Annotated in this window: 14 protein-coding genes and 1 other RNA gene; 9 read left to right on the forward strand and 6 right to left on the reverse strand. The window is 65.7% G+C overall.

What is annotated here, in order from left to right:
- The first annotated feature begins 175 nt into the window (after positions 1 to 175).
- Complete coding sequence (locus TZ53_RS17175) at positions 176 to 472, forward strand: chorismate mutase (RefSeq protein WP_044662079.1); 297 nt, start codon at positions 176 to 178, stop codon at positions 470 to 472.
- Positions 473 to 516: 44 nt separating this feature from the next.
- Here TZ53_RS17175 and TZ53_RS17180 read toward each other — a convergent pair whose 3' ends face one another.
- The 4 genes from TZ53_RS17180 to rpiB form a co-directional block, all read right to left on the reverse strand.
- Positions 517 to 1,572, reverse strand: coding sequence for a TrmH family RNA methyltransferase (locus tag TZ53_RS17180; RefSeq protein WP_082166355.1), 1,056 nt, complete (start codon positions 1,570 to 1,572; stop codon positions 517 to 519).
- Between the two features lie 81 nt (positions 1,573 to 1,653).
- Positions 1,654 to 2,115 carry a transcriptional regulator NrdR gene (nrdR, locus tag TZ53_RS17185; protein ID WP_013040447.1) on the reverse strand — a complete coding sequence of 154 codons (462 nt, stop codon included), beginning with the start codon at positions 2,113 to 2,115 and terminating at the stop codon, positions 1,654 to 1,656.
- Positions 2,116 to 2,121: 6 nt separating this feature from the next.
- Positions 2,122 to 3,441 carry a serine hydroxymethyltransferase gene (glyA, locus tag TZ53_RS17190; protein WP_044662080.1) on the reverse strand — a complete coding sequence of 440 codons (1,320 nt, stop codon included), beginning with the start codon at positions 3,439 to 3,441 and terminating at the stop codon, positions 2,122 to 2,124.
- Between the two features lie 12 nt (positions 3,442 to 3,453).
- Positions 3,454 to 3,891, reverse strand: a complete 438-nt coding sequence (rpiB, locus tag TZ53_RS17195; protein ID WP_044663118.1) for a ribose 5-phosphate isomerase B — start codon at positions 3,889 to 3,891, stop codon at positions 3,454 to 3,456.
- A 102-nt stretch (positions 3,892 to 3,993) separates the two neighbouring features.
- Here rpiB and TZ53_RS17200 point away from each other — a divergent pair, with 102 nt between their 5' ends.
- Entirely contained in the window at positions 3,994 to 4,188 is a 195-nt protein-coding gene (locus TZ53_RS17200) for a hypothetical protein (RefSeq protein ID WP_044663119.1), read from the forward strand.
- Here the strand turns inward: TZ53_RS17200 and TZ53_RS17205 are convergent.
- Positions 4,185 to 5,270, reverse strand: coding sequence for an HPP family protein (locus tag TZ53_RS17205; protein WP_044662081.1), 1,086 nt, complete (start codon positions 5,268 to 5,270; stop codon positions 4,185 to 4,187). The two genes, TZ53_RS17200 and TZ53_RS17205, sit on opposite strands and share 4 nt — an antisense overlap.
- Before the next feature lie 160 nt (positions 5,271 to 5,430).
- On the reverse strand, positions 5,431 to 6,087 hold the full coding sequence (locus tag TZ53_RS17210) for an alpha/beta hydrolase (protein ID WP_013040443.1): 657 nt from the start codon (positions 6,085 to 6,087) through the stop codon (positions 5,431 to 5,433).
- A 147-nt stretch (positions 6,088 to 6,234) separates the two neighbouring features.
- Here TZ53_RS17210 and TZ53_RS17215 point away from each other — a divergent pair, with 147 nt between their 5' ends.
- From TZ53_RS17215 to TZ53_RS17240, 7 genes are all read left to right on the forward strand, one after another.
- The gene (locus TZ53_RS17215) at positions 6,235 to 7,281 is read left to right on the forward strand and encodes a cysteine desulfurase family protein (RefSeq protein ID WP_044662082.1); all 1,047 of its coding nucleotides are present in this window, start codon (positions 6,235 to 6,237) and stop codon (positions 7,279 to 7,281) included.
- A complete protein-coding gene (locus TZ53_RS17220) occupies positions 7,278 to 8,366 on the forward strand; it encodes a cysteine desulfurase family protein (RefSeq protein WP_229742533.1) in 1,089 nt (362 codons plus the stop codon). Before TZ53_RS17215 ends, TZ53_RS17220 begins: the two co-directional genes overlap by 4 nt.
- 69 nt (positions 8,367 to 8,435) lie before the next feature.
- Positions 8,436 to 8,771 carry a 2Fe-2S iron-sulfur cluster-binding protein gene (locus TZ53_RS17225; protein WP_025549833.1) on the forward strand — a complete coding sequence of 112 codons (336 nt, stop codon included), beginning with the start codon at positions 8,436 to 8,438 and terminating at the stop codon, positions 8,769 to 8,771.
- A 14-nt stretch (positions 8,772 to 8,785) separates the two neighbouring features.
- Positions 8,786 to 9,703 carry an SGM family class A beta-lactamase gene (gene blaSGM, locus TZ53_RS17230; protein ID WP_371873085.1) on the forward strand — a complete coding sequence of 306 codons (918 nt, stop codon included), beginning with the start codon at positions 8,786 to 8,788 and terminating at the stop codon, positions 9,701 to 9,703.
- An 89-nt stretch (positions 9,704 to 9,792) separates the two neighbouring features.
- Positions 9,793 to 9,890, forward strand: an RNA gene (gene ffs / locus TZ53_RS26230) — signal recognition particle sRNA small type.
- A gap of 114 nt (positions 9,891 to 10,004) precedes the next feature.
- On the forward strand, positions 10,005 to 11,615 hold the full coding sequence (locus tag TZ53_RS17235; RefSeq protein ID WP_044662085.1) for a DNA polymerase III subunit gamma/tau: 1,611 nt from the start codon (positions 10,005 to 10,007) through the stop codon (positions 11,613 to 11,615).
- Complete coding sequence (locus TZ53_RS17240; protein ID WP_025549830.1) at positions 11,612 to 11,935, forward strand: YbaB/EbfC family nucleoid-associated protein; 324 nt, start codon at positions 11,612 to 11,614, stop codon at positions 11,933 to 11,935. The genes TZ53_RS17235 and TZ53_RS17240 overlap by 4 nt, the downstream gene beginning before the upstream one ends.
- Positions 11,936 to 12,005 lie beyond the last annotated feature (70 nt).

Here is a 12,005-nt window from a genome sequence, read left to right on the forward strand (position 1 = left end):
TCCTAAGACAATTGCTTATAACGTTGTCCCCGGTATCGCCTGCGATCCATATTTCAGGGGCAGGGCCACCGCTTCACCGGGATGCGGAGCCAATCGCGAAGCGGCGCCTATGACGAAGGGCGCGGGGCATGTCAACCCTCGACAGGCCGGTGTTCCCGGCTTAGGTGAGCGGGCCATGAACCCCGAAAGCTACACGACCATGGCCGAAGTCCGCGCAGGCGTGGACGAACTCGACCGCCAGCTTGTCGCCATCCTCGCCCAGCGTTTCGCCCATATGCGCGCCGCCGCCCGCATCAAGCCGGAGCGTGGCGCGGTCCGTGACGAAACGCGCAAGGCGGAAGTCATTGCAAATGCACGCGCCGAAGCGGAACGGCTGGGCCTGCCCGGGGAAGCGATCGCGAAGCTGTGGGATCAGTTGGTCGAAGCCTCGATCGCGTATGAGATGACTGAGTTCGATCGACGAAACGCTTGATGTGACCTGCGCCTGCCTTGGCAGGAACGGGCTGCGCCCAGCCTTCAGCGCGACCGTGGATTGCCCAATGCGGACAACACTCCGCGCAAAGTCCGCACCTCCAGATGGTTCCAGCCCGGCTTGGTCAGCAGGTTCCGCAAGGTCCGCTTGGTTGCGGGCGCTCGGTCCGGCGGGAAGAAATAGCCTGCGCCTTCCAGCAGATTCTCGAACTGCGCGATCATTCCTTCCAGTTCCGACTGCGGCGCCGGTTCGCCCAGATCGACCACCGTCGGCTGCTCCAGGGAGGCCTGCTTCGACCATTCATAGGCGCACAGGATCACCGCCTGCGCCAGATTGAGCGATCCGAATTCCGGATTGATCGGCACCGTCAGGATTTTCCGCGCCAGCGCCACATCCTCTGTCTCCAGTCCCGACCGCTCAGGCCCGAACACATAGGCGGAGCGCCCGGCAGCAGCGTGGACCTCCCGCGCCGCCTCTTCGGGCGTCACCACCGGCTTGGTCACGCCGCGCTTGCGCACGGTCGTCGCATAGACATGCGCGCAATCGGCCACGGCGTCGGCCAGCGTCTCGAACACCTCCGCCTTGTCCAGCACCACATCGGCGCCGGCCGCTGACGGCCCCGCATCCGGATTGGGCCAGCCGTCGCGCGGGCTGACAAGCCGCATCTCGACCAACCCGAAATTCAGCATCGCCCGCGCCGCCTTGCCGATATTCTCGCCCAATTGCGGGCGGACGAGGACGATAACGGGGGTGAGGGGCGTAATTTTTTCCATGTTACCGTTCGTCCTGGGTAGGGGCTGAGCTTGTCGAAGCCCCGTATCGAAGGACTTGCGCGCGAGCAGACTGATCATGTCCCAGTCGCCAGCGATCAGCGCTTCCTTTTTCTTCCGCGACCAGCCTTTGACCTGCTGCTCAGCGGACAGTGCTTCTTCGCGAGTTCCGAAATCCTGTTGCCAGACCAGAGACACTGGCCGTCGGTTTTGCGTATATCCTGCAATTTCGCCAGCTTGATGCTGAGCGATGCGGCTTTCCAGATTATCCGCGTGCCCCAGATAATAGCTGCCGTCCGAACAACGCAGCATATAGGCGTGGAATGTCATGGCAAGGTCCTTCGATACGCCATTTCGACAGGCTCAATGGCTACTCAGGACGAACGGAGGTTGAGGGAGGCATGAGAGCCCTCAATCACTCCCGACCTCCTTCACCGTGGAGGCGAAATCCTCGAAATCCCGAGCATCGGTGAAGTCCTTGTACACGCTGGCGAAGCGGATATAGGCAACGCTGTCGAGGCGTTTCAGCCCTTCCATCACCATTTCCCCAATCGCCCGCGCTGGAACTTCGCCGTCGCCTGACGTCTCCAACTGCCGCTGGATGCCGGAGATCAGCTTCTCCAGCCGACTGGGATCGATCGGCCGCTTCCGGCAGGCGATGCCGATGGAGCGCGCCAGCTTGTCCCGGTCGAAGGCTTCCTTGCGCCCCTCGCTCTTCACCACCCAGATGTCGCGGAGCTGTATCCGTTCGAAGGTGGTGAAGCGCGCGCCGCAGGCTTCGCACTGACGCCGGCGGCGGATGGCTGCGCCATCCTCCGTCGGGCGGCTGTCCTTCACCTGGCTGTCGTCATGGGCGCAGAAGGGGCAACGCAAGGGCGCTTACCCTTCGTAGATCGGGAAACGGGCGCAGAGGGCGGAGACGCGGTCGCGCACATTGGCTTCCACGGCTGCGTCGCCATGCTCGCCATGATCGCGCAGCCCCTCCAGAACATCCGCGATCATGTCGCCAATGGCCTCGAACTCCGCAACGCCGAACCCGCGCGTCGTTCCCGCAGGGGAACCAACCCGAATACCGCTGGTCTTGGTCGGCGGCAGCGGATCGCCCGGCACGCCATTCTTGTTGCAGGTGATGAAGCTGCGTTCCAGCGCCTCGTCCGCATCCTTGCCCGAAATGCCGTAGGGGCGCAGGTCGATCAGGGCGAGATGCGTGTCGGTGCCGCCGGAAACCACCGCGAGGCCGCGCTGCTCCAGCTTCGAAGCCAGCGCCTTTGCATTGGTGACGATCGCCTGCGCATAAGTCCTGAATTCAGGACGCAGCGCCTCGCCGAAGGCAACCGCCTTCGCCGCGATCACATGCATCAGCGGCCCGCCCTGAAGGCCGGGGAACACCGCCGAATTGATCTTCTTCGCAATGGCCTCGTCATCGGTCAGGATCATGCCGCCACGCGGACCGCGCAGGGTCTTGTGCGTGGTGGTGGTCACGACATGGGCATGGCCAAAGGGCGTCGGATGCGCCCCGCCAGCCACCAGCCCGGCAAAATGCGCCATGTCCACCATCAGCAGCGCGCCGACCTTGTCCGCGATCGCGCGGAAGCGGGCGAAGTCGAGGTGGCGGGGATAGGCCGAACCGCCCGCGATGATCAGCGTGGGCTTTGCTTCGATCGCCTGCGCCTCCAGCGCGTCATAATCGATGAGGTGCGTATCCTCGCGCACGCCATATTGCACGGCATTATACCATTTGCCCGACAGCGCGGGCTTCGCGCCATGTGTCAGGTGACCGCCGGCGTCGAGCGACAGGCCCATGATGGTGTCGCCCGGCTTGGTCAGCGCCAGCATCACCGCGCCGTTCGCCTGCGCGCCCGAATGGGGCTGCACATTGACGAAGCCGCAGTTGAAGATTTCCTTCGCGCGGTCGATGGCCAGCTGCTCGACCTCGTCCGACGGGGCGCAGCCCTGATAATAGCGCTTGCCGGGATAGCCTTCGGCATATTTGTTGGTGAAGACCGAACCCTGCGCCTCCAGCACCGCCTTGGATACGATATTTTCCGAAGCGATCAGCTCGATCTGGTTCTGCTCGCGCTTCAATTCCCTGGTGACGCCCGCGAACACCGCCGGATCGGCATCGGCCAGGCTGCGCGTGAAATAGCCTTCGGAGCGGATGTCCGACAGGTCGGGCTGGGTGAGGGTAGCGGTGCTCATAGGGCAGGCTCCTTAAAGCGCGGGATGGGAGAGCTTTTCAACGCGGCCGGCATGGCGGCCACCGCCGAAATCGGTGGAAAGGAAGGCGGAGACGCAGGCCTTGGCCATGTCGACGCCGGTCAGGCGCGCGCCCATGGCGAGGACATTGGTATCATTATGCTCGCGGCTGAGCGCGGCCGACAACGGCTCCGACACCAGAGCGCAGCGGCAGGCGGGGTTGCGGTTCACGGCGATGGAAATGCCGATGCCCGATCCGCAGAGCGCAATGCCGCGTTCGGCGGCGCCGGACGCCACCGCCTTCGCCAGCTTGTAACCGAAATCGGGATAATCCACGCGGTCGGCAGTCGCTGGACCCAGATCGTCGACCTCATGCCCTTCGCCGCGCAGCCAGTCGGCAAGTTCCGCCTTCAGATCGATGGCGGCATGGTCGGAAGCGATGGCGATTTTCACGATAAGGTTGTCCACTCACGCAAAAGGTGATTCGTTCCCGCGCCTCATAGGGGCAGCGCCGCGATATTGCCACAGTCCACCGGCCGACCTATGGCCTGCTTCATGGCTGGCACGATTTTATCCATATTGATGCTCGCAGGCATGGCGCTGACCGGCGGCGGCGCCTACGCCATCGTGAAGAAGGGCGACCGCAAACGGGGCATGCTGATGATCCTCGCCGGACTGGTGATGTTCGGCAATGTCGCCATCTCCGCGATTCCCGGGCCGGACCTGCCGGTGCTGGAAAACGCCCGCTAGGCGCGAAAGGCCATCGCCGTCAGCAGGTCGGTCTGTGTAACCAGTCCGCATAGCCGCCGATCGTCATCGACCACGATCGCCTCGCGTCGGGCACCGCTGGTCAATGGCCGCAGCAGAGCCGCCACCGGCGTGTCCGCATGCACGATATAGGGCTCGGATGCGATGTCCTGCACCCGCCCGCCCTCTCTCACCAGATCCAGCGGGCCCACCACGCCCTGAACCCGGCCGGCATCGTCCAGCACGGGAAGCGACAGCAGCCGCCGCTCGTGCAGCAATTGCCGCGCCGCGACCACCGGCTGGCCCGCCCGCACGGTGACGACATCGCGCGACATGATCTCGCCGCACGTCAGCCTGCCATGCGCCCGCTCGGCCGCCCGCATTTCCGCATCGTGCAGCACCGCCTGCAAGTCGGCCGCATTCACGTCCAGCCTGTCGCCATAGGCGTTCAGCGCTTCCTCCACGTCCTGTTCGGACGGCGTGCGCAGGATCGGCGCGGGGTCGCTGGTGCCATGGGTGGTCGCCGCCTTGGCTGCGACATGGGGATAGCTGTGCCCGGCCAGCCGGTGGAAGAGGATTGCGACGGTCACGAGCAGCGCCGTGTTCACGCCGACAGGCACGATCGCGAACATATAGCTCGGCGCGCCATGCGTCGCGCCCAATACGGCGGAGAGGGCGACGGCGCCTCCGGGCGGGTGGAGGCAGCGCAGCAGCGACATGGCGCCGATCGCGCAGCCTACCGCCAGCGCGGCGGCGATGGTGGGATCGGGGATCAGCCGGACCACCATGACTCCGACCAGTGCCGATATGATATTGCCGCCCAATACCGGCCAGGGCTGGGCCAGTGGACTGGCGGGCACGGCAAAAAGCAACACCGCCGATGCGCCCATGGGTGCGACCAGCAGTGGATGGGCGATCCCGTTTCCCAGCATCAGTCCGCAGAGCAGCCCGGTAACGGCGATGCCGCCAATGGCGCCGCTCGCCGCCTTCAGCCGGTCCAGGAAGCCGGGACCGGCGGGAGCGGGGACGAAGGCGCTGTAATAGCGGCTCCAGATCAGGCGGACGTCGTTCTTCGGATCGGTCATGGGGCGCTGCCGCTAAAGCCCGCATGTCGACGGGCCAAGCGCAAAATTCCTCAGCCGCCTCAACCGCAGCTTCCATTCCCTTGCGGGAGACCATGTACGATGGGCCAAAAGAAAAGGGGCCGCCGCAGCAGCCCCTCCACCTCGAACAGCGGCAATCGCCTTATCGGATCGGAGAATCCGGCGACAGGCGCATGTCGAGATAATTGTCGACCGACTTCATGAGCTGGTCCAGTTCATGCTCGAAAAAATGGTTCGCGCCACGGATTTCGTCATGGTGGATGGTGATGCCCTTCTGCGTGCGCAGCTTGTCCACCAGCTTCTGCACGGCGCTTGCCGTCACGACCTCGTCCGCCGTCCCCTGCACGATGATGCCGGAGGAGGGGCAGGGCGCCAGGAAGGAGAAGTCATACATGTTAGCCGGCGGCGCTACCGAGATGAAGCCCCGGATTTCCGGACGGCGCATCAAAAGCTGCATGCCGATCCACGCACCGAAGGAGAAGCCGGCGATCCAGGTCGTCTGCGCCTCCGGATGGAAGCTCTGCACCCAGTCGAGCGCGGCGGCGGCATCCGACAGTTCGCCAATGCCGTTGTCGAACGTGCCCTGGCTGCGCCCGACGCCCCGGAAGTTGAAGCGCAAGGTGGCGAAGCCGCGCCGCACGAAGGTCTTGTAGAGCGCCTGGGTGATGCGGTCGTTCATCGTGCCGCCGCCCTGCGGGTGCGGATGCAGGATCATCGCGACGGGTGCGCGGGGGCGGGGCGGCGGGCTGAAGCGGCCTTCGAGGCGACCTTCGGGTCCGGGGAAAATAACGTCGGGCATGGCACCTGTTATGGTTCTGGGCGGCCCAACCCGAAACCGGGCGAGCCGCGAATGGAGAGGGCGCAGCAGCCAGTGCTGGCGCTGCGCGACAGACCGCCTATATAGAAGTCGCCACCATTTCCGCAATCAATGAGTCTTCCCAAATCCGTGGCTTCCGACCGTCTCTATCTGGATCACGCCGCCACCACGCCGATCCTGCCCCAGGCAAGGGCAGCGATGGTCGAGGCGATGGAGAACTGGTCCAACCCGTCCAGCCCCCATGGCGACGGCCGCGCCGCCCGCGCCCTGCTGGAGGATGCCCGGCGGCGCATCGGCGCGGCGCTGGGATGGGGCGGGCAGATCATCTTCACCTCCGGCGCGAGCGAAGCCATCGCCATCGCGCTGGGCCGCGCCAGCTTTGACCGCATCCTGACCTCTCCCGTCGAACATGATTCGGTCCTGCGCGTCACGCCCCAGGCCGAGCGGCTTCAGGTGGACGCAAATGGCCTTCTCCCTGGTCCTTCCCGCCGTTGCGAGGAGGAGGGGCATGAGACCATCCTTGCCATCCAGCATGTCAACAACGAAACCGGGGTCATCCAGCCTCTCGACGCGATAGACCGCAAGGGCGCCGTCCTTTTCGCGGACTGCGCCCAGAGTGCAGGCAAACTCCCCCTCCCGGATGCCGACATGATCGCGATCAGCGCGCATAAATTCGGCGGTCCTCCGGGCACGGGCGCGCTTCTGATCAAGGATCTTGCGCTGATCCGCCCGAGCGGCGGCCAGGAGCAGGGCTATCGCCCCGGCACCGAAAACCTGCCCGCCATCCTCGCCATGGCGGCGGCGCTCGACGCGCGCACGGACTGGCTTTCCAAAGCCGCGATCCTTCGCGCGCGGCTCGACGCCGCCATCGAAGCGGCCGGCGGAGAGATCGTCGCCCGCAATGCCCCGCGCATCCCGACCATCGCCAGCTATCGCATGCCCGGCCTTTCCGCCCGCGCCCAGCTTATCCAGTTCGACCTCGCCGGCATTTCCGTTTCGGCCGGCAGCGCCTGTTCTTCGGGTTCGCTCAAGACCAGCCATGTCCTCCATGCCATGGGCTGGGACGATGCGCGGGCGGGCGAAGTCGTCCGGGTCAGCTTCGGCCCGGATACGAGCGAGAAGGATCTGGATCGCTTCGCCGCAGCCTGGACCCGGATGGCGGGGCGGGCCCGGTGACGATCTATCTCGATTATCAGGCGACGACGCCTCTTGCGCCCGAAGCCTTCGATGCGATGGTCTCCCTGCTCCGCGACCAGTTCGCCAATCCGCACAGCGCCCACAGGCTGGGCCGCGCCGCCACCGCGCAGGTCGATCTTGCCCGCGCGGAAATCCTGAAGCTGCTGCCCGATGGCGGCCGCCTGATCTTCACCTCCGGCGCGACCGAGGCGCTCAACATGGCGATCCAGGGCGCTCCGCCGGGCGGCATCGTCACCATCGCCACCGAACATGCCGCCGTCCTCGACACGGTCGACGCACTGCGCCGGGCGGGCCGGGACGTCACGATCCTGCCGGTCGGTCCCGACGGGATCGTCGACCTTGAGGAAGCCGCCAGGGCGATCCGTCCCGGCACGGCGCTCGTCGCGGCCATGCTGGTCAATAACGAGATCGGCGTCATCCAGCCTGTTGCGGAGCTGGCCGATCTTGCGCACAGCGCAGGCGCGCTGTTCCTCTGCGACGCCGTGCAGGGCTATGGCCGCGTGCCCATCGCGCCCCGCTGCGACATGATCGCGATCAGCGCCCACAAGATCCATGGGCCGAAAGGCATCGGGGCGCTCTGGCTGCGCGAGGACGTGACTCTCACGCCGATCATCCACGGCGGCGGCCAGGAGGGCGGCCTGCGTTCGGGCACCCTTTCGCCGGCCCTGTGCGCGGGTTTCGGGGCCGCCGCCCGGCTGATGCGCGAACGGGCGGAAAGCGACCGCCTGCATGTGGAAGCGCTCTGGAGCGCCGCCCATGGCCTCTTCTCCCAATGGACGGTCAACGGCAGCGAGGATTTGCGCTATCATGGCAATCTGAACCTCCGAAGGGCAGGAGTCGACGGCGCGCGGTTGTTGTCGGAATGCCGCGATGTCGCTTTTTCGCTCGGCAGCGCTTGCGCAAGTGGGTCCGGGCGGCCTAGCCATGTGCTGCGCGCACTCGGCCTTTCAGACGCGGACGCGCGCGGATCGGTGCGGATCGGCTTCGGCCGGTACACGACACTGGCCGAATTGGGGGATGCGGCGGAGGCAATGAACAGGGCAGCCCAAATATGGGCGCCATGAAGCGTCGTGCGAAAGAGCGGAAAACCGTTTTTCGCATCATGCGGCAACAGAGAGCGGGGAACGCATATCATGACCAGGGTCGTCTTCATCAGCGCCGATGGAGAGCATAAGCAGGAGGTCGAAGCGCCGACGGGCGCCGTGTTGCTGGAGGTCGCGCAGGCAGCGGGCCAGCCGCTCGAGGGAACCTGCGAGGGGCAGATGGCCTGCTCCACCTGCCATGTCATCGTCGATGCCGCCGACTTCCCGAAGCTGAAGCGGGCGAGCGAGGATGAGGAGGACATGCTGGACCTTGCCGCCGCCGCGACCCGAACCAGCCGCCTGTCCTGCCAGATCGTGCTGGACGAAAAGCTGGACAGCCTGACGGTCCGCATTCCGGGCGAATCCTATAATATGCAGGGGATGTAGGCTTGTCGAAGCGCCTGATCCTTGCGGCCCTGCTGCTCGCCGCGCCGGCTTTCGCGCAGCAGGAGGCGCCGCGACCTTCGCTCCTGCCGCCAGCGCCCCGCTACATGGTGAGCGAATCCGCTTTGGCATCCGTGCGCAATCCCAAGGAGATAGAGAGCGCGACCGGCGGCCGGCTGGGCGTCGCGCTGGTCGACAGCAAGGGCGCTTTAATGCTGGGCTTCAACCGGGACGAGCGCTTCGCCATGTGTTCGACCTTCAAGGCCCCGCTCGCCGCCGCCGTGCTGACCGGCGCGGAAGGCGGCAAGTTCGGGTTGGAGGGGCAGATCAGCTTCACCAAGTCCGATCTCCTGGACTATGCCCCGGTCGTCAGGAAGAATGTGAAGCGCGGCCGCATGTCGATGGAGGAACTGGCGGCGGCAGCCGTGGAGGTCAGCGACAACAGCGCCGCCAACCTGCTGCTGCCGATGGTCGGCGGGCCGGAGGGCCTGACCCGCTTCATCCGCGCCCATGGCGACATGGTGACGCGGCTCGACCGCAATGAGCCCTCGCTCAACGAGAATGTCGAGGGCGACGAGCGCGACACCACCAGCCCCGCCGCCATGGCCGGACTGATGGGCCGCCTGATCTTCCGCGACCTCGCGCCGGAAAGCGCCGAAAAGCTGCGCGGCTGGCTCAATGCCAGCACAACCGGCGCCAACCGGATCAAGGCGGGCCTGCCCAAGGGCTGGACATCGGGCAGCAAGACCGGAAGCTGCGGCACCGCCTATAATGACGTGGCGCTTGTAAAGGCCCCGTCAGGCGAGGAATATATCCTCGCCATCTATCTCGACCGCCCGACCATCGACGCCAGGGCCGCCGAAGCCGCCATAGCCGAAACCGCCCGCGCGGCGCTGGATTTCGTCGGGAAGGCGCAGAAGACGGGGCTGGAATAACGCCGCGACCTTGCAAGGAATACGGCGCTCTTCTGGCGATCCCTTTCCTTGGCCCCTTGCCATAACCGCCACCTTTCGCCATATGCCGCGCCGGGAGTCGGGCGGACGTAGTCGTCGCGAACCTGGTCAGGTCCTGACGGAAGCAGCCACAGTGATTTCGCTGCGGGTCGTTCCGGCTCCCACCTCCAAACAGCATCCGTTCGGACCGGGCCTGACGGCGTCCACTTCTTCTTTCGATGTTGGAACGATGAAGGCTGCCCTTCGGGTCGCCAAGCCCCGTACGAACGGCTAGAAGATTCGCATGTCCGATTCCCCCCAGCCCTATCGCGTGCTCGCGCGCAAATATCGCCCGCGCAATTTCCGGGAACTGATCGGGCAGGACGCGATGGTCCAGACGCTGGGCAATGCGATCCGCCGGGGACGCCTGGCCCATGCCTTCCTGATGACCGGCGTGCGCGGCGTGGGGAAAACCTCCACCGCGCGCCTCATCGCCAAGGCGCTGAACTGCATCGGCCCGGACGGGCAGGGCGGTCCCACCATCGATCCCTGCGGCGTCTGCGAACCCTGCATGGCCATTGCCGAGGGACGCCATATCGACGTGGTCGAAATGGACGCCGCCAGCCATACCGGCGTCGACGATGTGCGGGAAATCATAGAGGCGGTGCGCTACGCCGCCGTTTCGGCCCGCTACAAGATCTATATCATCGACGAAGTTCACATGCTGTCCAAGAACGCCTTCAACGCGCTTCTGAAGACGCTGGAGGAGCCGCCGGCGCATGTGAAATTCCTCTTCGCCACGACGGAAGTGAACAAGGTGCCGGTGACGGTGCTGTCGCGCTGCCAGCGCTTCGACCTGCGCCGCATCCCCGCCGAACTGCTCGCCGCCCATTTCGCCCATGTTGTGGAGGCGGAATCGGTCGCGGCCGAACCCGATGCGCTGGCGCTGATCGCCCAGGCGGCCGAGGGTTCGGCGCGCGACGGCCTGTCCATCTTGGACCAGGCCATAGCGCATGCGGAAATGGGCGAAGGCGCCCCGCTCGTCACCGCCATGCAGGTTCGCGACATGCTGGGCCTCTCCGACAGGGGCGCCACACGCCGCCTGCTGGGCCTGCTGCTCGAAGGCGACACCGGCGCGCTGCTTGGCGCGGTGCGCGATCAATATGCGCTTGGCGTGGAGCCGCTCTCGCTGATGCGTGGCCTGCTGGAACTGGTCCATGCGGTGGCGCTAGTGAAGGCGGGCCGCGACATCGCCAATCCCGGCCAGTCGGCGGAGGAGCGCGAGGCTCTGGCGGATTGGGCCTTGCAACTCGGCTTCGCGCCGCTGCACCGGCTATGGCAATTGCTGCTGAAGGGCCATGAAGAGGTTGCCAGCGCGGCATTGCCGATCGAAAGCTGCGAAATGGCGCTGCTGCGCGTGATGCACGCCGCGACCATGCCCGACCCCGGCGAGATCGCCCGCCTGCTGCGCGAAGGCGCGCCTGCGGCCGCCGCTCCGGGGCAGGCGCCCGCCGCCATACCCTCCGGATCACCTGCCGCGAAACTTCCGGCCAGCTTCGAAGAGCTGATCGAAGCCTTCTGGCAGCGCGGGAAGGGGCAACTTGCGCAGGAAATGCATGATTGCATCGGCCTTGTCCGCTATGCCGCGCCGGAGCTGGACTATGCCCCGACGTCTTCCCTGTCGTCCGATTTCCTTGCCCGCCTGAACCCGGCGCTGCGCGAGGTGACCGGCACGGCCTGGCGCGTCAGCGCCGTCGACGGTCCTGCCGCGCCGACCCTGCTGGAACAGGAAATGCGCAAGGCGGCGGATGCCCGTGCGGAAATCATGGAAACCCCGGTGGTCAAGGCGGCGTTGGCTGCTTTCCCCGATGCCGAGCTTGGCGACGAGCTCGAACAATGGAGTGCAGAGCGATGAAGGATCTGAACGAAATATTGGGCATGGCGAGCCGCGTGCAGGAGGAACTGCAACGCGCCCAGGAAAATCTCGACAAGCTGGAGGTGGAGGGCAGCGCAGGCGGCGGACTGGTCAAGGTCCGCGCCTCGGCCAAGGGGCGCATATTGGGTGTCGCCATCGACGACAGCCTGCTCGCCGTGTCGGAAAAGCAGATGCTGGAGGACCTTATCACCGCCGCGTTCAACGATGCGCGCAAGAAGGCGGATGAAGTGTCCAGCGCCGAAATGGGCAAGATGACCGCCGGCCTGCCGCTGCCGCCCGGCTTCAAGCTGCCTTTCTGATCGTGAGCGTGCCGGGGATCAGCCTTTATTCATCATTGCGATCCCATAACGCATGATTGAACCATGCGGC

Origin of the sequence: Sphingobium sp. YBL2 (genome assembly GCF_000943805.1) — a bacterium.
Taxonomy (GTDB): Bacteria; Pseudomonadota; Alphaproteobacteria; order Sphingomonadales; family Sphingomonadaceae; genus Sphingobium; species Sphingobium fuliginis.

Bases quoted from the DNA above. Each gene is read 5' to 3' on its own strand.
- TZ53_RS17175 (WP_044662079.1), top strand. From the start codon at position 176: ATGAACCCCGAAAGCTACACGACCATGGCCGAAGTCCGCGCAGGCGTG.
- TZ53_RS17180 (WP_082166355.1), bottom strand. From the start codon at position 1,572: ATGACATTCCACGCCTATATGCTGCGTTGTTCGGACGGCAGCTATTAT.
- glyA (WP_044662080.1), bottom strand. From the start codon at position 3,441: ATGAGCACCGCTACCCTCACCCAGCCCGACCTGTCGGACATCCGCTCC.
- TZ53_RS17200 (WP_044663119.1), top strand. From the start codon at position 3,994: ATGGCTGGCACGATTTTATCCATATTGATGCTCGCAGGCATGGCGCTG.
- TZ53_RS17205 (WP_044662081.1), bottom strand. From the start codon at position 5,270: ATGACCGATCCGAAGAACGACGTCCGCCTGATCTGGAGCCGCTATTAC.
- TZ53_RS17210 (WP_013040443.1), bottom strand. From the start codon at position 6,087: ATGCCCGACGTTATTTTCCCCGGACCCGAAGGTCGCCTCGAAGGCCGC.
- TZ53_RS17225 (WP_025549833.1), top strand. From the start codon at position 8,436: ATGACCAGGGTCGTCTTCATCAGCGCCGATGGAGAGCATAAGCAGGAG.
- TZ53_RS17235 (WP_044662085.1), top strand. From the start codon at position 10,005: ATGTCCGATTCCCCCCAGCCCTATCGCGTGCTCGCGCGCAAATATCGC.
- TZ53_RS17240 (WP_025549830.1), top strand. From the start codon at position 11,612: ATGAAGGATCTGAACGAAATATTGGGCATGGCGAGCCGCGTGCAGGAG.